21 protein-coding genes are annotated in these 21,737 nt (G+C 59.9%); 16 read left to right on the top strand and 5 right to left on the bottom strand.

The window, feature by feature from the left end; translation table 11 throughout:
- The first annotated feature begins 225 nt into the window (after positions 1-225).
- The 3 genes from HBN63_RS02480 to tadA all read left to right on the top strand — a co-directional run bounded on the left by HBN63_RS02480 (position 226) and on the right by tadA (position 4,740).
- Positions 226-2,739 (top strand): mechanosensitive ion channel domain-containing protein, encoded by a 2,514-nt coding sequence (locus tag HBN63_RS02480; protein ID WP_223181862.1) that lies wholly within the window; start codon positions 226-228, stop codon positions 2,737-2,739.
- A 145-nt stretch (positions 2,740-2,884) separates the two neighbouring features.
- Entirely contained in the window at positions 2,885-4,255 is a 1,371-nt protein-coding gene (locus tag HBN63_RS02475; RefSeq protein WP_170048484.1) for a multicopper oxidase family protein, read from the top strand.
- A 2-nt stretch (positions 4,256-4,257) separates the two neighbouring features.
- Entirely contained in the window at positions 4,258-4,740 is a 483-nt protein-coding gene (tadA, locus tag HBN63_RS02470; protein ID WP_345940465.1) for a tRNA adenosine(34) deaminase TadA, read from the top strand.
- A gap of 6 nt (positions 4,741-4,746) precedes the next feature.
- Here tadA and mltF read toward each other — a convergent pair whose 3' ends face one another.
- The gene (gene mltF, locus HBN63_RS02465) at positions 4,747-6,207 is read right to left on the bottom strand and encodes a membrane-bound lytic murein transglycosylase MltF (protein ID WP_170048266.1); all 1,461 of its coding nucleotides are present in this window, start codon (positions 6,205-6,207) and stop codon (positions 4,747-4,749) included.
- A 164-nt stretch (positions 6,208-6,371) separates the two neighbouring features.
- On the opposite strand from mltF, the gene purL reads away from it, so the two are divergent.
- The 3 genes from purL to HBN63_RS02450 all read left to right on the top strand — a co-directional run bounded on the left by purL (position 6,372) and on the right by HBN63_RS02450 (position 11,032).
- Entirely contained in the window at positions 6,372-10,268 is a 3,897-nt protein-coding gene (gene purL, locus HBN63_RS02460; protein ID WP_170048265.1) for a phosphoribosylformylglycinamidine synthase, read from the top strand.
- An 18-nt stretch (positions 10,269-10,286) separates the two neighbouring features.
- On the top strand, positions 10,287-10,556 hold the full coding sequence (locus HBN63_RS02455; protein ID WP_170048264.1) for a CDGSH iron-sulfur domain-containing protein: 270 nt from the start codon (positions 10,287-10,289) through the stop codon (positions 10,554-10,556).
- 158 nt (positions 10,557-10,714) lie between these two features.
- Positions 10,715-11,032, top strand: coding sequence for a YqfO family protein (locus HBN63_RS02450; protein WP_170048263.1), 318 nt, complete (start codon positions 10,715-10,717; stop codon positions 11,030-11,032).
- A 45-nt stretch (positions 11,033-11,077) separates the two neighbouring features.
- On the opposite strand, the gene HBN63_RS02445 is transcribed toward HBN63_RS02450, so the two are convergent.
- On the bottom strand, positions 11,078-11,581 hold the full coding sequence (locus HBN63_RS02445; RefSeq protein WP_090248586.1) for a L,D-transpeptidase family protein: 504 nt from the start codon (positions 11,579-11,581) through the stop codon (positions 11,078-11,080).
- 15 nt (positions 11,582-11,596) lie between these two features.
- On the bottom strand, positions 11,597-12,154 hold the full coding sequence (locus HBN63_RS02440) for an NUDIX hydrolase (RefSeq protein WP_167142005.1): 558 nt from the start codon (positions 12,152-12,154) through the stop codon (positions 11,597-11,599).
- Between the two features lie 173 nt (positions 12,155-12,327).
- Between HBN63_RS02440 and HBN63_RS02435 the strand changes: the two genes are divergently transcribed.
- From HBN63_RS02435 to HBN63_RS02415, 5 genes are all read left to right on the top strand, one after another.
- Positions 12,328-12,933: a CoA pyrophosphatase gene (locus HBN63_RS02435; protein WP_090248583.1), complete on the top strand. Its 606-nt coding sequence runs from the start codon at positions 12,328-12,330 to the stop codon at positions 12,931-12,933.
- A gap of 19 nt (positions 12,934-12,952) precedes the next feature.
- Positions 12,953-13,477, top strand: coding sequence for a gamma carbonic anhydrase family protein (locus tag HBN63_RS02430; protein ID WP_170048262.1), 525 nt, complete (start codon positions 12,953-12,955; stop codon positions 13,475-13,477).
- Complete coding sequence (locus HBN63_RS02425) at positions 13,477-13,668, top strand: DUF1289 domain-containing protein (RefSeq protein ID WP_170048261.1); 192 nt, start codon at positions 13,477-13,479, stop codon at positions 13,666-13,668. Before HBN63_RS02430 ends, HBN63_RS02425 begins: the two co-directional genes overlap by 1 nt.
- Positions 13,669-13,838: 170 nt before the next feature.
- Positions 13,839-15,020, top strand: coding sequence for a formate-dependent phosphoribosylglycinamide formyltransferase (gene purT / locus HBN63_RS02420; protein ID WP_170048260.1), 1,182 nt, complete (start codon positions 13,839-13,841; stop codon positions 15,018-15,020).
- On the top strand, positions 15,017-15,757 hold the full coding sequence (locus HBN63_RS02415) for an SGNH/GDSL hydrolase family protein (RefSeq protein WP_345940464.1): 741 nt from the start codon (positions 15,017-15,019) through the stop codon (positions 15,755-15,757). Before purT ends, HBN63_RS02415 begins: the two co-directional genes overlap by 4 nt.
- Here the strand turns inward: HBN63_RS02415 and HBN63_RS02410 are convergent.
- Positions 15,723-17,012 carry an HlyC/CorC family transporter gene (locus tag HBN63_RS02410; protein WP_170048259.1) on the bottom strand — a complete coding sequence of 430 codons (1,290 nt, stop codon included), beginning with the start codon at positions 17,010-17,012 and terminating at the stop codon, positions 15,723-15,725. The genes HBN63_RS02415 and HBN63_RS02410 overlap by 35 nt on opposite strands.
- 18 nt (positions 17,013-17,030) lie before the next feature.
- Entirely contained in the window at positions 17,031-17,831 is an 801-nt protein-coding gene (ccsA, locus tag HBN63_RS02405; protein ID WP_090248574.1) for a cytochrome c biogenesis protein CcsA, read from the bottom strand.
- A 156-nt stretch (positions 17,832-17,987) separates the two neighbouring features.
- On the opposite strand from ccsA, the gene ffh reads away from it, so the two are divergent.
- The 5 genes from ffh to rplS all read left to right on the top strand — a co-directional run bounded on the left by ffh (position 17,988) and on the right by rplS (position 21,557).
- Positions 17,988-19,361, top strand: coding sequence for a signal recognition particle protein (gene ffh / locus HBN63_RS02400; protein WP_090248572.1), 1,374 nt, complete (start codon positions 17,988-17,990; stop codon positions 19,359-19,361).
- Positions 19,362-19,614: 253 nt separating this feature from the next.
- The gene (rpsP, locus tag HBN63_RS02395) at positions 19,615-19,866 is read left to right on the top strand and encodes a 30S ribosomal protein S16 (RefSeq protein WP_090239277.1); all 252 of its coding nucleotides are present in this window, start codon (positions 19,615-19,617) and stop codon (positions 19,864-19,866) included.
- Between the two features lie 5 nt (positions 19,867-19,871).
- The gene (gene rimM, locus HBN63_RS02390; protein ID WP_170048258.1) at positions 19,872-20,408 is read left to right on the top strand and encodes a ribosome maturation factor RimM; all 537 of its coding nucleotides are present in this window, start codon (positions 19,872-19,874) and stop codon (positions 20,406-20,408) included.
- 5 nt (positions 20,409-20,413) lie between these two features.
- On the top strand, positions 20,414-21,166 hold the full coding sequence (trmD, locus tag HBN63_RS02385) for a tRNA (guanosine(37)-N1)-methyltransferase TrmD (protein ID WP_170048257.1): 753 nt from the start codon (positions 20,414-20,416) through the stop codon (positions 21,164-21,166).
- 40 nt (positions 21,167-21,206) lie between these two features.
- Positions 21,207-21,557 carry a 50S ribosomal protein L19 gene (gene rplS, locus HBN63_RS02380; protein WP_090248568.1) on the top strand — a complete coding sequence of 117 codons (351 nt, stop codon included), beginning with the start codon at positions 21,207-21,209 and terminating at the stop codon, positions 21,555-21,557.
- Positions 21,558-21,737: the final 180 nt, after the last annotated feature.

Genomic DNA, 21,737 nt, shown 5'->3' with positions numbered 1-21,737 from the left:
GCACTACGCTGGGTATCGGACAGCCGCTGTTCTCTATTGGGTTAGGGCAGGGCTGTTTTTTACTCGATCAGCCCCAGGCTTGCGAGACGATCCGCAAACCCTGCAGGGCAGCGTATTCCCATGAGCACGGAGCCAGGCTGGCTGTGAGGTGCTTGTCGTGGTTATGCTCGGGCAGCGGATTGAACCAGAATCCGGGTGTTCGGCCATTTATGCAGGGAGATCACGATGACCGCACTATTTGCCTTGGCGAGCATGGCGCGGCGTTTTGCTGTAGGCGGGGGCAGGTCACTTGGCCATCTGCTGGGGCTGGCCCTGAGCGTTCTGTTGGTCGTCAGCTCCGCGTTGGCGCAGGACGAATCTGCTCCTGCTGCCCCCACTGCCACGACTGCTGCGGCAATTGCCTTAAACGATATTCTGCTGCGCGCGGATGATGACCAGCGTCTGGCGGACCGTGCCAAGCGCCGGGCAGCGAGTGCGGACCCGGCTGCCGCGCTTGGCGCTCTGCTTGATGACATTGCGCGGCCCGTCGATGAGAAATTGCGGGCCTTCAGCGTGGATGAACTGCGCCAGCTGCCTTTTGTGCGCCTGGAGAGTCTGGCGCGCCACTGGAGCTTCGATGCCCACCGTATTCAAGCCTGGCGTACGCAGATGCGCGCCGTCACCAAACCTTATGCCGATGACACAGCCGAGCTGTCGCTACGCCGTGCACGTTGGCAGGCCACGCGCGTGGCGACCCCGGCAGACAGCATGCCCGTGCCTCTGGCTCGGCAGATCGATTTGATGATCAGCGAGCTGCAGGCGGCCGAGCAGGCGCTTGCAGCGCCGTTGGAGCAGCTGATTGAGTTGGGGCAACGGGCCAATGCGATCAATTCAAGTATTCAGCTTGGGCGCGAAGAAGTGGACAGGGTCATCAGCGGTGTTGATGCACGCCTGTTTAGCCGTGATTCGCTGCCGTTGTGGCAGGCGCTGCATGTACCTGACGACCAGCAAGCCGATGCGGATTCAGCGGTGCCGGGGCTGGATATTGAAGCCCGCTTTGCCGATGCCTACAGCGCGGTGAACGCCATCAAAGTACACACGATGCAAGCACTGCTGGTGCTGCTGTTGCTTGTGTTGCTCTGGCTGGCGCGCCAGCAGCGCTTGGCGCCTCACGTGAGCCGTGATGACGATAGCCAGCGGGTAGCCGCGCGCCCGTTGTCCGCTTGGTTGCTGCTGGCCGTGATGGTCGTGCAGGTGTTCGAGTCGGATGCACCCATGATGGCGCTTGAGGTGCTGACGCTGCTGGCGGTGGTGCCTGCGTTGCGCATGCTTCCGCAGCGTGCCCATGACCTGCTTGGCAGCTGGCCGCTAATGGCGGCTGGCTTGTATCTGGCAGACCGGCTGGGTGCGCTGTTATGGGGCGGTGAAGACTTTTATCGCGTGTTTCAGCTCGGGCTGACGGTCGTCGCGCTGCTACTCACGCTCTGGCTACTGCGGCAGATGCTGCGGCGAGCCGAACGCAGTGTCGGCTGGGCACGAACGATGGTGCGTGGAGCTGTCTGGCTGGGCGGCGGGCTGCTGCTGGCTTCGCTGCTGGCCAATCTGGCCGGTGCCTTGCTGCTGACGCAGACGCTCACCAGCGGGGTGATTGACAGCGGTTATATCGGCCTGCTGCTGTACGCCAGTATGACTTTGGTCAATGCGCTGCTGCGGATGCTGACGGAGTTGCCGGCTGTGCAGCGGGTATGGCTGTTTCGTCGACACGGCCAGGAATTGTTGAGTTGGTTGCGTCGCGCATTGCTACTGGCAGCGGCAGTCAGTTGGCTGCTGTACAGCATGGATCGCTTTCGCGTGTTGTTGCCGGTGCAGGCGTTCGTCAGTCAGGTGTTGGGCTATGACGTCGAGGTCGGCGAGTTGTCCATCAGCCTGGGAGATGTACTGGTGTTTGCCCTGTCAGTGCTGATCACCATTGCCGCAGCGCGGGCGACCAAGTTGATACTGCGCGAGCAGTTGCAGGGGCATAGCCGCTTGCCACGCGGAGTGGGCAACAGCATCGCCTCGCTCACCTATTACGCGCTGCTGTTGCTGGGCTTTTTGCTGGCGTTGTCGGCGGCGGGTTTCAAGGTCAGTCAGTTGACGCTGTTGTTCGGCGCACTGGGTGTGGGTATTGGCTTTGGCTTGCAGGGGCTGGTGAGTAACTTCGTGTCGGGGCTGGTGTTGATGTTCGAACGGCCGATTCAGCCTGGCGACGTTATCGAGATCAACGGCGCCAGCGGCAGCGTCCGCGAAATTGGCCTACGCGCCACCAAGATCCGTACCTTCGATGGCGCCGACATCGTGGTGCCTAATGGCACTCTGGTTGCCAATAACCTGACCAACTGGACGCTGCAGGACCGCAATCGGCGCATTGAAGTGCCGATCGGCGTCGCATACGGCAGCGACCCTGCCCAAGTGATTGAACTACTGGCCAGCGTGGCACGCGCTGTCCCTGGAGTGGCCGCAGAGCCTGCGCCGGTCGTGTTGTTGCAGGAGTATGGTGATAGCTCGCTGAACTTCAGCGTGCGAGCCTGGGCGCAGGACTACGACCGTTGGACCACTACGCGCAGCGAGCTGATGGTGAGCATGCTGCAGGCGCTTGCGGCGGCCAATATCAGCATCCCGTACAACCAATACGACCTTAACCTACGCGGGGTACCTGACGAGTTGACCGAGGCGATGCGCCAGGTCGGCCAGGGCGGCGGTAAGTTGGACGCGTCCTGATCCCCTATGCCAGCGGTGCGGCAATCAGCCTCGATTTCAGGCTCGTCTTGAACGCTAGTTAGATGAGAAACTATTGCATCTATCGGGAGTGAGTTCTTCCTCCGATGCATCGCCATGGCATATAGCCAGGCAACCTGGAGTGGATATATTGTTTTCCCGCAGACAAATGCTGATCGGCCTGGCTGGGCTTGGCGTCGTCGGACTTGGTGCTGGTGGCGTGCGCTACTGGCTGGGCCGTCCGGAAAATGTGGCGACCCATGACTATGAGCTGATCGCCGCGCCGCTGGATATCGAGCTGGTGCCAGGGCAAACCACCTCGGCCTGGGCCTATGGTGGGCAAGCGCCTGGGGTCGAGCTGCGCTGCCGTCAGGGCGAGCGCTTGCGCGTGCGCTTCATTAATAAGTTGGACGTGCCGACCACTATTCACTGGCATGGCATCCGTCTGCCGTTGGCGATGGACGGCGTGCCTTATGTGTCGCAGGCGCCGGTGCTGCCGGGTGAATACTTCGACTACAACTTCATCACCCCCGATGCCGGCAGCTTTTGGTATCACCCGCATGTCGCCAGCGGCGAGCAGCTGGGGCGTGGGTTGGTCGGCGCGCTGATCGTCGAAGAGCGTGAGCCGACGGGTTTCATCCACGATCACACGCTGAACCTGAAAAGCTGGCATATCGACGAGCAGGGCGCTTTTACCGATTTCAGCGTACCGCGCGAGGCGGCTCGTGGCGGCACCCCTGGGCGACTGAGTACGGTCAATGGCAAGCACGCGCCAACCCTGGATCTACCTGCTGGGCAGGTAGTGCGTCTGCGCCTGATCAATTTGGATAACACCCTGACCTATCGCCTTAATCTGCCCGGCGCGGATGCGCGTATCTATGCGCTTGACGGCAATCCGGTCGAGCCAAGGCCGCTGGGCAAGGAGTACTGGCTGGGGCCGGGTATGCGTATCGAACTTGGGTTGAAGGTGCCTGCGGCCGGCAATGAGCTGTCGCTGCGTAACGGGCCATTGCGCTTGGCGATCTTGCGCGCGCAGCCCGGCGCTGAGGGTGCGGGTGAGTGGCCGCCTGCGTTGCCAGCTAACCCGGTGGCCGAGCCTGACCTGGCTAATGCGGAAACCGTCAAATTCAACTTCGAGTGGGCTGGTGCGGTGTCGGTCGGCCTGGCCCAGGGCACGGCGCACAGCTTCTGGCAGATCAATGGCCAGGCTTGGGATATCAATGACAAGACCTGCGCCGACCGGCCGATTGCTCGCCTGCAGCTGGGCAAGAGTTATATCTTCGAGCTGCGCAACCTCAGCCAGTATCAGCACCCGATCCATCTGCATGGCATGACCTTTAAGGTGCTGGCCTCGGACCGCAAGTCGATCATCCCGTATTTCACCGACACCTACCTGCTGGGCAAGAATGAGCGTGCCCGCGTCGCGCTGGTCGCTGATAATCCTGGGGTATGGATGTTCCACTGCCATGTTATCGACCATATGGAAACCGGTCTGATGGCATCAATCGAGGTCGTTTAAGCGTGCGCCAACCCCTGATCATTGATCGCAGCCAGGATCAGCACTTTATGCGCGAGGCCCTGGCCCTGGCCGCCGAAGGTGCGGCCCTAGGCGAGGTGCCGGTCGGCGCAGTGCTGGTGCAGGATGGCCAGATTGTCGGGCGCGGTTTTAACTGCCCGATCTCCACGCATGACCCCAGCGCTCACGCCGAGATGGTGGCGATTCGCGCCGCCGCCCAGGCCGTGGATAACTACCGTCTGCCGGGCAGCACCCTGTATGTCACCTTGGAACCGTGCAGCATGTGCGCCGGGCTGATCGTGCATGCGCGAGTGCAGCGCGTGGTGTATGGCGCAACCGAGCCTAAAGCTGGGGTGGCGTTGAGTCGCGGACAGTTCTTCAGTCAGGAATTTCTCAATCACCGAGTGTTGATTGAGGGTGGCGTATTGGCGGAGGAGTGCGGTGCGGCGCTGAGTGCGTTCTTCAAGGCCAGGCGCGAGCAGCGCTAGCGGCTTTTAAAGCGGCGGGGTCTGCTCATTGGGCTGAAGTTTGTCGATGCCCGGCACATGCTGATTGCTTTCGGCGATTTGCGAGCCTTCCAGCTGCGGCTGGGTTACCCAGGTGAGGATGTCGTAGTAGCGGCGGATGTTGCGCACAAAATGCACTGGCTCGCCGCCGCGGGCGTAGCCATAACGGGTTTTGCTGTACCACTGCTTCTGCGACAGGCGCGGCAGGATCTTCTGCACATCCAGCCATTTATTCGGATCCAGGCCTTCGGCCTCAGTGAGCTTGCGCGCATCTTCTAAGTGGCCGCCGCCGATGTTGTAGGACGCCAGAGCGAACCAGGTGCGATCAGGCTCCTGAATGCTTTCCGGCAGCTGGTTCTTCACATAGACAATGTATTTGGCGCCGCCTTCGATGCTCTGCTTGGGGTTCAAACGGTCTGACACGCCCATGGCCTGGGCGGTGCGCAGGGTCAGCATCATCAGTCCGCGCACCCCGGTTTTTGAGGTGGCGGTGGGCTGCCAGAGTGATTCCTGATAACCCATGGCGGCGAGTAAGCGCCAGTCGACCTGATTGGCTTGGGCCGCTTCGCGAAAGTGTTTCTCGTAGCGCGGCAGGCGTTGTTGCAGGTGCTTGGCGAAGGTGTAGGCACCGACATAACCGAGTACATCAACATGGCCGTAGTAGCGATCCTTCAGGCGCTGCAGGCTGCCGTTCTGGTGCGCTCGCTCAATAAAGGCATTCATCTCGTCGAGCAGGCTGCGGTCTTCACCGGGGGCAGAGGCCCATGCCAGGTTTTGTGCATCGCCCAGGTCAAAGGCCACGCGCACGTTGGAGAAGTACACCTGGTTCATCGCCAGCTCGTTGGAGTCGACCAGGGTCAGGTCGATTTGCCCTTCATCGACCATACGCAGCAGGTCGACCACTTCAACGGCAGCGGATTCTTCGTAGGTCAGTTCTGGCAATTGCAGCTTGAGTGCGGCCAACTGTTCAGCATGGCTGCTGCCTTTAAGCACCAGAATGCGTTTGCCGAGTAGATCATCCGGGCGGGTCGGGCGTTGCTGGCTGTTGCGGTAGATCACCTGGGGGGTGACTTCGAGGTAGGGCAGGGAGAAGCGTGCGTGTTGCTGCCGTCCGTCGCTTTCTACCAGGCCGGCGGCAGCCAGTACCGGACCGTTGGGTTTGTTCAGGCTGGCGAACAGCTCGTCGAGGTTGTCGGCGGTTTCGATTTTCAGCTCAAGACCCAGATCATCGGCAAAGCGCTTCACCAGCTCGTATTCGAAGCCGGTTTCGCCGTTACGGTCCTGGAAGTAGGTGGCCGGGCTGTTGCGGGTGATCACCCGCAGTACACCCTCCGCCTGAACGCGCTCGAGTGTGCTGGGTTCTTCAGCACAGCCGCCGAGCACCAGGAGGATTCCGATCACCGACAGCCAGCAGGCGCAGCGCACACGGAACGCAGATTGGGCAAACATTGGCGCAGTATACGCAAAGCATGGGGCGCGCCATATCTCGACAGCGGGTTGCTTCTCTGCTAGCGCAGTTGCTACGTTTGGCCCGCCTTCACGGGTGCCGTTGGCGGCGCTTTAGGCTAGAATGCACGGCCTCAAAGTACACCCCTTCCCAGAGGCTGTCCCCGATGTTGATCCTGCGCGGCGCTCCCGCCCTTTCTGCTTTCCGTCACGGCAAACTGCTTGAGCAACTGACCAGCAAGGTTCCTGCGGTCACCGGCCTGTATGCCGAGTTCGCGCATTTCGCTGAAGTCACCGGCGTGCTTAACGCCGACGAAGAGCAGGTATTGGCCCGTTTGCTGAAGTACGGCCCGAGTGTGCCGGTGCAGGAGCCAAGCGGCCGCCTGTTCCTGACCATCCCGCGCTTTGGCACCATCTCGCCGTGGTCGAGCAAGGCCAGCGACATCGCTCGCAACTGCGGCCTGGCGAAGATTCAGCGCATTGAGCGCGGCCTGGCGTACTACGTCAGCGGTGAGCTGAATGCCGCCGAGGCGCAGCAGGTTGCCGACGTGCTGCATGACCGCATGACCCAACTGGTGCTGGATAATCTGGAAGGCGCCGCTGCACTGTTCAGCCACGCCCAGCCCAAGCCGCTGACTGCCGTGGACATCCTCGGTGGTGGTCGCGCTGCGCTGGAGAAGGCCAACGTTGAACTGGGCCTGGCCCTAGCCGAAGACGAAATCGATTACCTAGTGACCAGCTTCAACGGTCTGGGGCGCAACCCCCACGACATTGAATTGATGATGTTCGCCCAGGCCAACTCCGAGCACTGCCGCCACAAGATCTTCAATGCCAGCTGGGATATCGATGGTGAGAGCCAAGAGAAATCCCTGTTCGGCATGATCAAGAACACCTACCAGATGCATAACGAAGGCGTGTTGTCCGCTTATAAGGACAACGCCTCGGTGATCGTCGGCAGTGTTGCCGGCCGTTTCTTTCCGGACCCTGAGACCCGTCAGTACGGCGCGACCCAGGAGCCCGTGCATATCCTGATGAAGGTGGAAACCCACAACCACCCGACGGCCATTTCGCCGTTCTCTGGTGCGTCCACTGGCTCCGGTGGCGAGATTCGCGACGAAGGCGCCACCGGCCGTGGTGCCAAGCCGAAGGCTGGGCTGACCGGTTTTACCGTATCCAACCTGAACATCCCTGGTTTCGAGCAGCCTTGGGAAGTGCCGTACGGCAAGCCTGAGCGCATCGTTACCGCGCTGGACATCATGATTGAAGGCCCGCTGGGCGGCGCGGCGTTCAACAACGAGTTCGGTCGTCCGGCCCTGACCGGCTACTTCCGTACCTTCGAGCAGGCGATCCAGACCCCGCGCGGTGAAGAAGTGCGCGGCTACCACAAGCCGATCATGCTCGCTGGCGGTATGGGTAACATCCGTGCAGATCACGTGCAGAAGGGCGAGATCACCGTGGGCGCCAAGCTGATCGTGCTCGGCGGCCCAGCCATGCTGATCGGTCTTGGCGGCGGCGCCGCTTCGTCGGTCGCCACAGGTTCCAGCTCGGCTGACCTGGATTTCGCCTCGGTGCAGCGCGAGAACCCTGAAATGGAGCGCCGTTGCCAGGAGGTTATCGACCGTTGCTGGCAGCTGGGTGACAACAACCCAATTGCCTTTATCCATGATGTTGGCGCGGGCGGTATTTCCAACGCCTTCCCTGAATTGGTCAATGACGGTGGTCGTGGTGGCCGCTTCGAACTGCGTAACGTGCCCAACGACGAACCGGGCATGGCGCCGCACGAGATCTGGAGCAACGAGTCGCAGGAGCGCTACGTACTGGCCGTCAGTGCCGTCGACTTCGAGCGGTTCAAGGCGATCTGTGAACGCGAGCGTTGCCCGTTTGCCGTGGTTGGTGAGGCTACTGAAGAGGCCCACCTGACCGTGACTGACAGCCATTTCGCCAACACCCCGGTGGACATGCCGCTGGAAGTGCTGCTGGGCAAGCCGCCGCGTATGCACCGTTCGGCCGCCCGCGAAGCTGAGCTGGGCGATGATTTCGATGCCAGCACCCTGGCCATCGACGAAGCTGTTACTCGCGTACTGCATCACCCGGCCGTGGCCAGCAAGAGCTTCCTGATCACCATCGGCGACCGCACTATTACCGGCCTGGTTGCCCGCGACCAGATGGTTGGCCCGTGGCAGGTGCCGGTGGCTGATTGCGCGGTCACCGCCACCAGCTTCGACGTCTACACCGGTGAAGCCATGGCCATGGGCGAGCGCACGCCGCTGGCGCTGCTGGATGCTGCGGCGTCCGGGCGTATGGCGATTGGCGAGACCCTGACCAACCTGGCCGCATCGCGCATCGAAAAGCTCTCCGACATCAAACTGTCCGCCAACTGGATGGCCGCTGCCGGCCACCCGGGCGAAGACGCGCGTCTGTATGACACCGTGAAAGCGGTCGGCATGCAGCTGTGCCCTGAGCTGGGCATCACCATCCCGGTGGGCAAGGACTCGATGTCGATGAAAACCCAGTGGCGCGACGAGGGCGCGGATAAGAGCGTGACCTCGCCGCTGTCGCTGGTAGTGACTGGCTTTGCTCCTGTCAGCGATATTCGCAAGACCCTGACCCCGCAACTGCGCATGGACAAGGGCGAAACCGACCTGATCCTGATCGATCTGGGCCGCGGCCAGAACCGCATGGGTGCCTCCATCCTTACCCAGGTGTACGGCAAGCTCGGCACCCAGGCACCGGATGTGGATGACGCTGAAGACCTCAAGGCCTTCTTCGCGGTGATACAGGGTCTGAATGCCGACGGTCATATCCTCGCCTACCACGACCGTTCCGACGGTGGCCTGCTGGTTACCGCGCTGGAAATGGCCTTTGCCGGTCACTGCGGTCTCAACCTGTTCCTCGATGCTTTGGCCGACGACAGCGCTGAGCTGGCCGCCGTGCTGTTCAACGAAGAGCTGGGTGCAGTGATTCAGGTGCATCAGGACGCCACCCCGGAAGTGCTGGCGCAGTTCAGTGCCGCCGGCCTGGGCGACTGCGTGGCGGTGATCGGTCAGCCGGTCAATAGCGACGACGTGGCCATCAGCTTCAACGGTCAGCCGGTATTCGGCGGCCAGCGCCGCTTGCTGCAGCGCCAGTGGGCGCAAACCAGCTATCAGATTCAGCGTCTGCGCGACAACGTGCAGTGCGCCGAGCAGGAGTTCGACACCATCCTCGACGAGGAAAACCCAGGGTTGTCGGCCAAGCTCAGCTTCGACGTCAATCAGGACATCAGCGCGCCGTATATCCGAAAGGGTGTACGTCCGCAGATCGCCGTGCTGCGTGAACAGGGCGTCAACGGCCAGGTGGAAATGGCCGCTGCCTTCGACCGCGCCGGTTTCAACGCGATCGACGTACATATGAGCGACATCCTCAGCGGTCGCGTCAGCCTGGACGAGTTCAAGGGCCTGGTAGCCTGCGGTGGCTTCTCCTACGGCGACGTGCTCGGTGCTGGCGAGGGCTGGGCCAAGTCAATCCTGTTCAACAGCCGCGCCCGTGATGGCTTCCAGGCGTTCTTCGAGCGCAAGGACAGCTTCAGTCTTGGCGTGTGTAACGGCTGCCAGATGATGAGCAACCTGCACGAGCTGATCCCCGGCACTGAGTTCTGGCCGCACTTCGTGCGCAACCGTTCCGAGCAGTTCGAGGCGCGCGTAGCCATGGTTCAGGTGCAGGAGTCGGCATCGATCTTCCTGCGCGGCATGGCCGGTTCGCGCATGCCGATCGCCATTGCTCACGGCGAAGGTCATGCCGAGTTCGAGAACGAGGAAGCTCTGCTCGAAGCCGATCTGTCCGGCTGCGTGGCCATGCGCTTTATCGACAACCACGGCAAGGTCACCGAAACCTACCCGGCCAACCCGAATGGTTCGCCGCGCGGGATCACCGGTCTGACCAGTCGCGACGGCCGCGTGACCATCATGATGCCGCACCCGGAGCGGGTATTCCGCGCTGTGCAGAACTCCTGGAAACCGGATGACTGGCAGGAAGATGCCGGCTGGATGCGTATGTTCCGCAACGCCCGCGTGTGGGTGGATTGATCCGGTTGGCGCGGGCTTATGTCGAGTAAGCCTGCGCCGATTCTGCCTGAGGTGCGCCAGGTCAAACCTGGCGATACTTTATTGCTGTGCCGCTGCGGGCGTTCGTCCCAGCTTCCCGATTGTGTTTCTGCCTGCCCTGATGCGCTTGAACTGCAGCCTGAACGTGAGCAGTTTCTGCTGCTTTGCCGTTGCGCTCGCTCGCAAAGTCTACCTTACTGTGATGGTAGCCATAACCAGCCGGTAAGCGGCTTCAAGGCCCGCTGGCGGCGATTCTGGCGTGGTTTGTAGCCTGGGCTTATTAAGCTAATACGTTGAACACACTGCACATTATCCGGTCATAGGGTGCAAGTGTGATGGGCTGCGCGAATACCCGATAAGGCAAAATGCCATTATTGTGTGGCATCATTATCGAACTGTTTTTATCAGTCTTGCCGGCGGAGACTTCGATGTACAAGCTGTGTTTTTATGTGCCTGAAACTCATCTGGATGCCTTGAAAAGCGCGGTGTTCAGCGCCGGCGGCGGACGTATTGGTCATTATGATCAGTGTTGTTGGCAGACCCTGGGGCAGGGCCAGTTCCGCGCTCTGGAAGGCAGTCAGCCATTTCTCGGTCAGCCTGGGCAGGTCGAGCAGGTAGCAGAGTGGAAAGTCGAGATGGTGGTGGCCGATGAGCTGATCCATGATGCCGTTAAGGCCATGAAGAAGCAGCATCCCTATGAGACGCCGGCTTTTGAGGTGTGGCGGCTGTCAGATATCCAGTTCTAATTCATAAAAAAGGCGCCATGAAGGCGCCTTTTTTATGTCTATTGATCAGGGTCTGATTTCGATCAGGGTGCCGTCCTTGACCACTGCCCAGACCTCGCGCATATCAATGTTGCGCATGGCGATGCAGCCTTCGGTCCAGTCCAGGGTGTGGAACATCCACTCCGGGTATTCCTCATCCAGCGGCGTGCCGTGAATCATGATCATGCCGCCGGCCGGTACACCCTTGGCGCGGGCTTGCGCCTGGTCGCGGGCGTTGGGGTAGGAGATGTGCATGGACAGGTTGTACTTGTCGCTGGTCTTGCGCCAGTCGATCCAATAGAAACCTTCCGGGGTGCGCAGGTCGCCTTCGCGCTGTTTGGCCCCTTTAGGCTTTTTGCCCAGAGAGATGCGATAGGATTTGAGGGTGTCGCCACGGCTGATCAGGTGCAATTTGCGTTCAGATTTGATCACCAACACCTTGTCGATGGTTTTGCCATTAAGGGTCGGTGTGGTGCTGGCGGGAGCAGCCAGGGTAACGGTCAGGCAGAGTAGGGCGAACAACCAGCGCATCGTATTTCCCGTGAATCAAAAGGCTTTCTTGTAATGTGCGCGCAAGGCTTCGAGCGGCTCGTTGCGGACCGGGTAGTGCTGCTCGCGGCGGTCCGCGAAGTAGCATTCTAAGGTACGCCCGATGGTCGGGAAAGCCAGCTCTGACCAGGGGATGTCCTGTTCGTGAAATAGCTGAACCTCCAGGCTTTCTTCACCGGGGGCAAAGTCCAGGTCGACCAGCTCGGCGCGAAACAGCATATACACCTGATTGATGTGCGGCAGATCGAACAGGGTATAGAGGCTCAGGCTGCGTACCCTCGCGCAGGCTTCTTCATGGGTTTCGCGGGCGGCGGCCTGTTCCAGGGTTTCGCCGTTCTCCATAAAACCGGCCGGCAGGGTCCAGTAACCGTGCCGTGGCTCGATGGCGCGGCGGCACAGCAGCACCTGTTCGCCCCACACCGGCAAGCAGCCAGCGATGATGCGCGGGTTCTGGTAATGCACGGTCTGGCACTGCGTGCAGACGTGGCGTAGGCGGTTGTCCCCCTGCGGGATGATGTGGCTGATCGCGCCGCCACAGTTGCTACAGAACTTCATGCCAGATCCTCGCTGCGTGTTGGCTATCTTGGCGCGCATATCAGCTGCTCGGCAAGCGGCCTGGCAGGGCAAATTATCCAGCGCCTGAATGATTGCCGCTGCTGGCGCAGGGCTTGGGCCGTGCGCTGCTTTCGTGCCATGATCGAACGCAGAATAAAAGACCGAGAATCCTCATGCTGGACGAGTTGCTCCATCGCATGCGTGGCTATAGCCCGCACATTCTGCAGACTGACAAGCGCTACCCTGAGGCCGCAGTGCTGGTGCCCATCACCCGCAGCGATGAGCCGGAAGTGGTACTGACCTTGCGCGCCAGCGGTTTGTCTACCCATGGTGGTGAAGTGGCGTTTCCCGGTGGTCGGCGTGATCCGGAAGATGCCGATCTGGTCGAGACCGCTTTGCGCGAGGCTGAAGAGGAAATCGGCTTGCCGCCGGGTTTGGTCGAGGTGGTGGGGCCGCTCAGTACCCTGGTGTCGCGCCACGGTATTAAGGTCACCCCTTATGTCGGCCTGGTGCCGGACTTTGTCGAGTACAAGCCCAACGACGGTGAGATTGCCGCCGTATTTGCCGTGCCGCTGGCGTTCTTTCGCGACGACCCGCGGGAAACCACCCACCGTATCGATTACCTCGGGCGCAGCTGGTATGTGCCGAGTTACCGCTATGGCGAATATAAAATCTGGGGGCTGACGGCGATCATGTTGGTCGAGTTGGTCAACCTGGTGTTCGACGATGTGCATATCGATATGCATCAGCCGCCCGAGCACTTTATCAAGCTCACCTGAGCTTATTGAGGAAGCATCCATGAAATACCGCCTGGGTTCGTCCCACGTCGAGGCCCATGCCGACAGCTGGGTTGCACCGAATGCCACGCTGGTCGGCAAGGTCAAACTGGAGCCGGGTGCCAGCGTGTGGTTTAACGCCGTGCTGCGCGGTGACAACGAGCTGATTCATATCGGCGAGAACAGCAATGTGCAGGACGGTACCGTGATGCACACCGACATGGGCTTTCCACTGAATATCGGCACTGGGGTGACCATTGGCCATAACGCCATGCTGCACGGTTGCACGGTGGGCGATTACAGCCTGATCGGCATCAATGCGGTGATCCTCAATGGCGCGAAAATCGGCAAGTACTGCATCATCGGCGCCAACAGCCTGATCGGTGAAGGCAAGGAAATTCCTGATGGCTCGTTGGTCATGGGCTCGCCCGGCAAGGTGGTGCGCGAACTGACCGAACCGCAAAAGAAGATGCTCGAAGCCAGCGCTGCCCATTACGTGCACAACGCCCAGCGCTATGCCCGTGATCTGCAGGAGCAGGACGACTGATGCAGCCGCAGGAACGTCCCGTTGCTTCGCCCTGCGTGCATGTCTGCGCGCTGGATGATGAAGATATCTGTATCGGTTGCCAGCGCTCGGTCGCTGAAATCACCCGCTGGAGTCTGATGGATAACGTTGAGCGCCGTGAGGTGCTAGTGCAGTGTCATGAGCGGGCCAAGGCTAAAGGCATTCTGTTGTAAGAACCGGATCACGATCTGCTGCGCGTCGGCCCTGCTGCGTTAAAAATAGGCTCGGAATGCTCATTTACAGCTCGTAAACTCCGCTTCCTCGCCTGTTTTTGCCTTGCAGTGCTCTAGCTCGCGAGATCGTGAGCAGGTTCTAACTTTCTTGATCAGTTTGAGGATTCACCATGCCCCGTATCGGAACCCCTTTGTCGCCGAGCGCGACCCGTGTGCTGTTGTGTGGCTCTGGCGAGCTGGGCAAGGAAGTGGTGATCGAATTGCAACGCCTTGGTGTCGAGGTGATTGCCGTTGACCGTTACGCGAACGCACCGGCCATGCAGGTGGCGCATCGCAGCCATGTGATCAATATGCTCGATGGCGCAGCCCTGCGCGCGGTGATCGAGCTTGAACAGCCGCACTATATCGTTCCGGAAATTGAAGCCATCGCCACCGCGACCCTGGTCGAGCTGGAAAATGAAGGCTTTACCGTCATCCCCAGCGCCCGCGCCGCGCAGCTGACTATGAACCGCGAAGGCATCCGCCGTCTGGCTGCCGAAGAGCTGGGTCTGCCGACCTCGCCTTATCGGTTTGCCGACTCCTTTGAGGAATGTCGCGCGGCTGTTGAGGCGATTGGTTTTCCCTGCCTGATCAAACCGATCATGAGCTCTTCCGGCAAGGGCCAGTCGGTGCTTAAAAGCCTGGATGATCTGCAAGCTGCCTGGGAGTACGCCCAGGCCGGTGGCCGTGCGGGTAAAGGGCGCGTCATCGTCGAAGGCTTTATCGATTTTGACTATGAAATCGCGCTGCTGACCGTGCGCCACAGCGGCGGCACTACCTTCTGTGCGCCTGTGGGTCACCGCCAGGTTAAGGGTGATTATCAGGAGTCCTGGCAGCCGCAGCCAATGAGCGTCAAGGCTCAGGCTGAAGCCGAGCGTATCGCCTTGGCGGTAACGGGCTCGCTGGGCGGTCGCGGGCTGTTTGGTGTGGAACTGTTCGTTAAAGGTGATCAGGTGTGGTTCTGCGAAATCTCGCCGCGCCCGCACGACACCGGCTTGGTCACTCTGATTTCCCAGGATCTGTCCGAGTTTGCCCTGCATGCGCGGGCGATTCTCGGGCTGCCGATTCCGGCGATTCGTCAGTTCGGGCCGTCGGCTTCTGCGGTGATATTGGTCGAGGGCGAGTCGCAGCAGGTCAGCTTCGGCAATCTGGCGGCAGCTCTAGCTGAACCGGATACCGCTTTGCGCCTGTTCGGCAAGCCGGAAGTCAGCGGCCAGCGCCGCATGGGCGTAGCGCTGGCGCGAGATGAGTCTTTGCAAGCTGCGCGGGCCAAAGCCACGCGTGCGGCGCAGGCGGTCAAGGTCGAGCTGTGAATGCGTTGCGGGCCTATGTCTGGTGGCTAGGCTTGGCACTGCTGGCGCCGATTGCCTTGCCGCTAGCTGTGCGCACGCGTCGTAGTGCGCTGCGTTTACCGCCAGCTACAGGGCCATTGAGTGGCGTGGCTGGCGCGGATCTGCCGGGCGAGCCACTGCGCCTGCTGGTGCTGGGTGAGTCGACCGTAGTTGGCGTCGGTGTGGATGAGCTGGGCGCCGCGTTGGTCGGGCAGTTGGCTACGGCGTTGGCTGCGCGATGCGGCCGTCCGGTTGCCTGGCGGGCGTGTGGCGAGAACGGCATTACGGCCGCGCAAGCCCGTGAGCGGTTACTGCCGCAGGTGCTGGATCAGCCCTTTGAACTGGCGCTGCTTGTCTTCGGCGTCAATGACACCACCCACCTGACCTCATTGCCGCGTTGGGACGCCGCACTCGGCGGTATGGCTGAAGCGTTGGCCGCGCGCGGCGCTCGGGTGGCATTTAGCAGTGTGCCGCCGCTGCAGCATTTCAGCGCCTTGCCCTGGCTGCTGCGGCGGTTACTTGGTATGCGCGCAGGCTTGCTGGATGCGCGCCTGCGCCAGCTAGCGGCAAGCCTGGGGGCAGGGCATCACGCGGTTGAGCTGGAGTTTTCCGCCGAGTACCTGGCGCGTGATGGTTATCACCCGTCAGGTCTGGGCTATCGCGTATGGGCGCAAGGGCTGGCCGTCAGTCTTGCGCCGGCGGCTCGGCGTGCGCCTTAGGCTTGGTTTGCCAGGCGCGCACGCTTTTTACCCGGTTATCTGACGACTGCAGAATCTCCAGGCGATAAGGGCCGATCTTCAGGCACACGGCGCTGTCGGGGATGCTTTCCAGCGCCTCGGTAACCAGGCCGTTGAGAGTTTTCGGGCCATCGCAGGGCAAGTGCCAGTCCAGCGCTTTATTGATTTCTCGGATATAGGCGGCGCCATCGATTACCTGGGTGCCATCGTCCTGAGGATGAATATCCGGGCTGCACAGGGTGTCCTTTTTGCTGAAGTCACCGACGATTTCTTCGAGGATGTCTTCCAGGGTAACGATGCCGATCACATCGCCATATTCATCAACTACGATGCCGATTCGGCGTTTCTGCTTCTGAAAATTGATCAGTTGGGTCGACAGCGGCGTGCCTTCGGGTACGAAGTAGGGCTCGTTGCAGGCCGCCAGTAGCGCCTCTTTACTCAGCTCGTTGTGCGTCAGCAGCCGGGCAATCTGGCGCATATGCACGATGCCTTCGATCTGATTGATATCGGTACGAAATACCGGCAGGCGCGTGTGAGTGGTGTTGGTCAGCAGGCTGATGATGCTTTCGAGGTCGTCATCGAGGTTGATGCCGGTGACTTCGTTGCGCGGAATCATGATGTCATCCACCGTCACCCTTTCAAGATCGAGGATGCCGAGCAGCATGTTCTGGCGATTTTTCGGCATGCCGGCGCCTGACTCGCGTACCACGCTGCGCAGTTCCTCGGTGGTCAGGCTGTCGTTGGTCTTGCTGGCAGGGTCGATTCCGAGCATCCGCAGCAGGCCGTTACTGATCCAGCCGAGCAGGATAACCAATGGATAGAACAGCTTGAGTAGTACCAATAGAGGCAGGCTGAACGGATAGGCCACCGCTTCCGGGCGTAGTGCGGCCAGGGTTTTTGGGGTAATTTCACCGAAAATCAGCAGCACCAGCGTCAGCCCGATAGTGGCAATGGCTATCCCGGCCTCGCCCCAGAGTTGCAGGGCCAGCACGGTGGCGATGGAGGATGCGAGAATGTTGACGAAGTTGTTACCGATCAGAATGGTGCCAAGCAGGCGGTCTGGGCGGCTGAGCAGAGTGCTGACCCGTTTCGCGCCACGGTGGCCTTCCTTGGCCAGGTGGCGCAAGCGATAGCGATTAAGGCTGAGGATGCCGGTTTCTGAGCTGGAGAAGAACGCTGAGCAAGCCAACAAAAAAACCAGTAAGCCGATGAGGAAACTGGGGTGTAGATCGTCCACTTGTGAGGGCCCTTGGGGCTAGATGTGCAGGATGAATTCGCGAACCAGTTTGCTGCCGAAGTAGGCCAGCATCAGCAGGCAGAAGCCCGCCAGGGTCCAACGAATGGCTTTGTGGCCGCGCCAGCCGAGTTGATGGCGGCCCCACAACAGCACGGCAAACACCACCCAGGCAAAGCACGACAGGATGGTTTTATGCGCCAGGTGCTGGGCAAACAGGTCGCTGATAAACAGCGCGCCAGACAGCAGAGAAAGTGACAGCAATCCCCAGCCGGCCCAGAGAAAGCCGAACAGCAGGCTTTCCATGGTCTGTAGGGGCGGGAAGTTCTTGATCAGCCCGGACGGGTGCTTGTGCTTGAGCTGATGGTCCTGCAATAGCAGCAGCAGCGACTGGAATACAGCAATAGTCAGCATGCCGTAGGCGGTGATCGACAGCAGGATGTGCGCCAGGATGCCGGGTGCTTCATCAATGGCCTGGGTGGTGCCGCTGGGCATAAATTGCGCGAGCAGCACCGTGACAAAGCCCAGGGGGAATAGCAGCAATAGCAGGTTTTCCACCGGGATTCGCATGCAGGCCAGCAGCGTCAGCAAAATAACGGCGGCGGCAATCAGGCTGGCGGCCTTGAAAAAGTCCAGCGACAGACCACTGGCATCGAACATCTGCAGAAACAGGCTGCTGCCGTGCAGCAGCAGCGCCAGTGTGCCGAGTGCAACCAGCAGGCGCTTATTGGATGTGCTGCGCTGTTGCAGGCGCAGGCCTTGATAGAGTGCGGCTCCGGCATAGAGGCAGGCAGCGGCGAGGCTGGGTAGCAGAGGGTGCATAAATCCTTGTCAGGCAAACCCGAAAGGCGGCCAGTGTGGCATACAACCCGTGCGCCACGAAAGCGTCTGGCGGTGTCGGTGCCTTGCAGTCTTCGCTATAATCCGCGACCTGTTGCAAGCCCACCCTCGGCTCGACTGAGCCTGAAAGGAACGCGCATGTTCGAAAATCTGACTGACCGCCTCTCGCAGACCCTGCGAAATGTCACCGGCAAAGCCAAGCTGAGCGAAGACAACATCAAGGACACCTTGCGTGAAGTGCGCATGGCGTTGCTCGAGGCTGACGTTGCCTTGCCGGTAGTCAAGGACTTCGTTAATAAGGTCAAAGATCGTGCGGTCGGCACCGAGGTGTCGAAGAGCCTGACGCCGGGCCAGGCGTTCGTGAAAATTGTCCGTGCCGAGCTGGAAGAGCTGATGGGCGCGGCCAACGAAGACTTGGCGTTGAATGCCGTACCGCCAGCCGTGGTGCTGATGGCAGGTCTGCAGGGTGCGGGTAAGACCACCACCGTCGGTAAGCTGGCGCGCTTCCTTAAAGAGCGCAAGAAAAAGACCGTGATGGTGGTGTCTGCCGACGTTTACCGTCCGGCGGCGATCAAGCAGCTGGAAACCCTGGCCACTGATATTGGTGTGACCTTCTTCCCCTCCGATCTCAGCCAGAAACCGGTGGATATCGCTGAAGCGGCGATCAAGGAGGCCAAGCTCAAGTTTATTGATGTAGTGATCGTCGATACCGCCGGTCGTTTGGCCATCGATGCCGAAATGATGGCGGAGATCCAGGCGCTGCATGCGGCGATCAAGCCGGTCGAGACACTGTTCGTGGTCGATGCCATGACCGGTCAGGACGCTGCCAACACCGCCAAGGCCTTTAATGATGCACTGCCACTGACCGGTGTGGTGCTGACCAAGGTCGACGGTGATGCGCGCGGCGGTGCGGCGTTGTCGGTGCGGGCGATTACCGGCAAGCCGATTAAGTTTATCGGTATGGGTGAGAAGACCGAGGCGCTGGAGCCCTTCCATCCGGATCGGATTGCTTCGCGCATTCTCGGTATGGGCGACGTACTCAGCCTGATCGAGCAGGCCGAGCAGACCCTGGATCGCGAGAAAGCGGAGAAGCTCACCAAGAAGCTGAAGAAGGGCAAGGGCTTCGACCTCGAAGACTTCCGCGATCAGCTGCAGCAAATGAAAAATATGGGCGGTCTCGGCGGCTTGATGGACAAGCTGCCACAGATGGGCGGCGTCAATCTGGCCCAGATGGGCAACGCCCAAGGCGCTGCCGAGAAGCAGTTCAAACAGATGGAGGCGATCATCAACTCGATGACCCCTCAGGAACGTCGCGATCCGGAAATCATCAGCGGTTCTCGCAAGCGCCGCATCGCCATGGGTTCTGGCACCCAGGTGCAGGATATTGGTCGTCTGATCAAACAGCACAAGCAGATGCAGAAGATGATGAAGAAATTCACTGCCAAGGGCGGTATGGCCAAGATGATGCGTGGTATGGGCGGGATGATGCCGGGCGGTCTGCCAAAAATGTAAGGAATCCGCGGCGGCAGCGATGTCGACGCAAACCCCGCTGAGTTGGCGGGTGTTTACAGTAAACCCGCCTTTCGCGGGAGCTGATTGGCCGGTTTGGATAGCGGCCCTCTGGCAAATCTTGCTTGCACGGCCTCATGCGCCTGAAAAAGCCATTTGCAAAAATCCGGATATTCCTTAGAATATGCGGCCTTTCGGGCACCTATGCCCGCTGTGCATTTAGATTTGCAGCACCGACTACAGGAACTATGTTCACATGCTAACGATTCGTCTTGCCCTTGGCGGCTCCAAAAAGCGCCCGTTCTACAAAATCAACGTGACCGACAGTCGTAACCCACGCGACGGTTCGCACAAAGAAGAAATCGGTTTCTTCAACCCGATCGCTCGCGGTCAGGAAGTTCGTCTGTCCGTGAAACAAGATCGCCTGGCTCATTGGCTGAGCGTCGGCGCACAGCCGTCTGATCGTGTTGCTCAGCTGTTGAAGGATGCTGCTAAGGCTGCGGCCTAAGCAATATGAACGCGACGCCTGCTTCTACCGATGACTTGATCGTTATCGGCAAGATCTACTCCGTACATGGCGTTCGCGGTGAAGTGAAGGTGTATTCCTTTACTGATCCTGTTGCAAACCTGTTGGAGTACAAGACCTGGACGCTTAAGCGCGATGGCAATGTCAAACAGGTAGAGCTGGTCAGTGGGCGCGGGAGTGATAAATTCCTGGTCGCGAAGCTTAAAGGTCTTGATGATCGTGATGAAGCACGTCTTCTCGCGGGCTATGAGATCTGTGTTCCGCGCAGCCTGTTCCCTGATTTGGCCGACGGTGATTACTACTGGTACCAGCTGGAAGGTCTTAAGGTTATTGATCAAGCAGGGCAATTGCTCGGCAAGATTGATCATCTGTTTGAGACGGGTGCCAATGATGTGATGGTGGTCAAACCCTGCACCGACAGCCTGGATGGTCGTGAGCGCCTGTTGCCCTACATTGAGCAATGTGTGCAGTCGATTGACCTAAGTGCTGGCGAAATGCGGGTCGACTGGGATGCGGACTTCTAAGCCTGATGTCAAATCTGCGCGTTGAAGTCATTACGCTGTTCCCGGAAATGTTTGCCGCAATCAGTGAATACGGCATTACCAGCCGAGCGGTGAAGCAGGGTTTGTTGCAATTGACCTGCTGGAATCCGCGTAGCTACACCACAGACCGTCACCACACCGTGGATGATCGGCCTTTTGGTGGTGGCCCAGGCATGGTGATGAAGATCAAGCCGCTTGAAGATGCTTTGCTTGAGGCGAAGCGCGCTGCAGGTGGTGCGGCCAAGGTGATTTACCTATCGCCGCAAGGTCGCCAGCTGACGCAGTCAGCAGTACGCGAACTGGCTAATGAGGATGCATTGATCCTGATTGCCGGCCGCTACGAAGGCATTGATGAGCGCTTTATTGAGGCGCATGTCGATGAAGAATGGTCGATTGGGGACTACGTCCTGTCTGGCGGTGAGCTGCCGGCCATGGTGCTGATCGATGCGGTGACGCGCCTTTTGCCTGGTGCATTGGGTCATGCAAATTCGGCCGAAGAAGACTCCTTTACGGATGGCTTACTCGACTGCCCGCACTACACCCGCCCGGAGGTGTATGCGGATAAACGTGTTCCTGACGTGTTGCTTAGTGGCAACCACGAACACATCCGGCGCTGGCGTTTGCAGCAGTCCCTTGGTCGGACCTACGAACGACGCGCCGATCTTCTGGAAAGCCGCTCGCTTTCTGGAGAAGAGAAAAAGCTGCTGGAGGAATACGTCCGCCAGCGGGACGATAGTTAATGTATCGATGACCGGCCGAGGCCTGTCTTAGGAGCGCAGCATGACCAACAAGATTATTCAGCAACTTGAAGCTGAGCAGATGGGCAAAGAGATCCCAACTTTCGCACCAGGTGACACCATTGTTGTCCAGGTTAAAGTGAAAGAAGGTGACCGTCAGCGTCTGCAGGCGTTTGAAGGCGTTGTTATTGCCAAGCGTAACCGTGGTCTGAACAGTGCATTCACTGTTCGTAAGATCTCCAACGGTGTTGGTGTTGAGCGTACTTTCCAGACTTACAGCCCGCTGGTTGATAGCCTGGCTGTTAAGCGTCGCGGTGACGTGCGTAAAGCCAAGCTTTACTACCTGCGTGACCTGTCGGGTAAAGCAGCACGCATCAAGGAAAAACTGGGCTAAGTCTCAGCTTCCTTGTAAAAAAGCAGCCTTCGGGCTGCTTTTTTCGTTTCTGGGTGCGGATTCCACGGTCATCTGGCCACCCATTCCATGAGCATCTGACCACCGATTCCACGCTGATCCGGCCACCCATTCCACGCGCATCCGGCCACTGATTCCACGGCCATCCGGCCACTCAACCGG

It is taken from the genome of Pseudomonas sp. WS 5011 (genome assembly GCF_012985775.1).
Classification (GTDB): domain Bacteria; phylum Pseudomonadota; class Gammaproteobacteria; order Pseudomonadales; family Pseudomonadaceae; genus Aquipseudomonas; species Aquipseudomonas peli.
Note: the sequence above shows the minus strand (reverse complement) of the source record. Positions and strands in the feature narration are given on the sequence as shown.

What these genes read in the sequence shown, in the direction of transcription:
- HBN63_RS02440 (WP_167142005.1), bottom strand. Translation starts at nt 12,154, where the DNA reads ATGAAGTTCTGTAGCAACTGTGGCGGCGCGATCAGCCACATCATCCCG.
- HBN63_RS02430 (WP_170048262.1), top strand. Translation starts at nt 12,953, where the DNA reads ATGAAATACCGCCTGGGTTCGTCCCACGTCGAGGCCCATGCCGACAGC.
- rimM (WP_170048258.1), top strand. Translation starts at nt 19,872, where the DNA reads ATGAACGCGACGCCTGCTTCTACCGATGACTTGATCGTTATCGGCAAG.
- HBN63_RS02435 (WP_090248583.1), top strand. Translation starts at nt 12,328, where the DNA reads ATGCTGGACGAGTTGCTCCATCGCATGCGTGGCTATAGCCCGCACATT.
- HBN63_RS02480 (WP_223181862.1), top strand. Translation starts at nt 226, where the DNA reads ATGACCGCACTATTTGCCTTGGCGAGCATGGCGCGGCGTTTTGCTGTA.
- ffh (WP_090248572.1), top strand. Translation starts at nt 17,988, where the DNA reads ATGTTCGAAAATCTGACTGACCGCCTCTCGCAGACCCTGCGAAATGTC.
- trmD (WP_170048257.1), top strand. Translation starts at nt 20,414, where the DNA reads ATGTCAAATCTGCGCGTTGAAGTCATTACGCTGTTCCCGGAAATGTTT.
- purL (WP_170048265.1), top strand. Translation starts at nt 6,372, where the DNA reads ATGTTGATCCTGCGCGGCGCTCCCGCCCTTTCTGCTTTCCGTCACGGC.
- HBN63_RS02445 (WP_090248586.1), bottom strand. Translation starts at nt 11,581, where the DNA reads ATGCGCTGGTTGTTCGCCCTACTCTGCCTGACCGTTACCCTGGCTGCT.
- rplS (WP_090248568.1), top strand. Translation starts at nt 21,207, where the DNA reads ATGACCAACAAGATTATTCAGCAACTTGAAGCTGAGCAGATGGGCAAA.
- mltF (WP_170048266.1), bottom strand. Translation starts at nt 6,207, where the DNA reads ATGTTTGCCCAATCTGCGTTCCGTGTGCGCTGCGCCTGCTGGCTGTCG.
- rpsP (WP_090239277.1), top strand. Translation starts at nt 19,615, where the DNA reads ATGCTAACGATTCGTCTTGCCCTTGGCGGCTCCAAAAAGCGCCCGTTC.
- HBN63_RS02450 (WP_170048263.1), top strand. Translation starts at nt 10,715, where the DNA reads ATGTACAAGCTGTGTTTTTATGTGCCTGAAACTCATCTGGATGCCTTG.
- HBN63_RS02455 (WP_170048264.1), top strand. Translation starts at nt 10,287, where the DNA reads ATGTCGAGTAAGCCTGCGCCGATTCTGCCTGAGGTGCGCCAGGTCAAA.
- HBN63_RS02425 (WP_170048261.1), top strand. Translation starts at nt 13,477, where the DNA reads ATGCAGCCGCAGGAACGTCCCGTTGCTTCGCCCTGCGTGCATGTCTGC.
- ccsA (WP_090248574.1), bottom strand. Translation starts at nt 17,831, where the DNA reads ATGCACCCTCTGCTACCCAGCCTCGCCGCTGCCTGCCTCTATGCCGGA.
- purT (WP_170048260.1), top strand. Translation starts at nt 13,839, where the DNA reads ATGCCCCGTATCGGAACCCCTTTGTCGCCGAGCGCGACCCGTGTGCTG.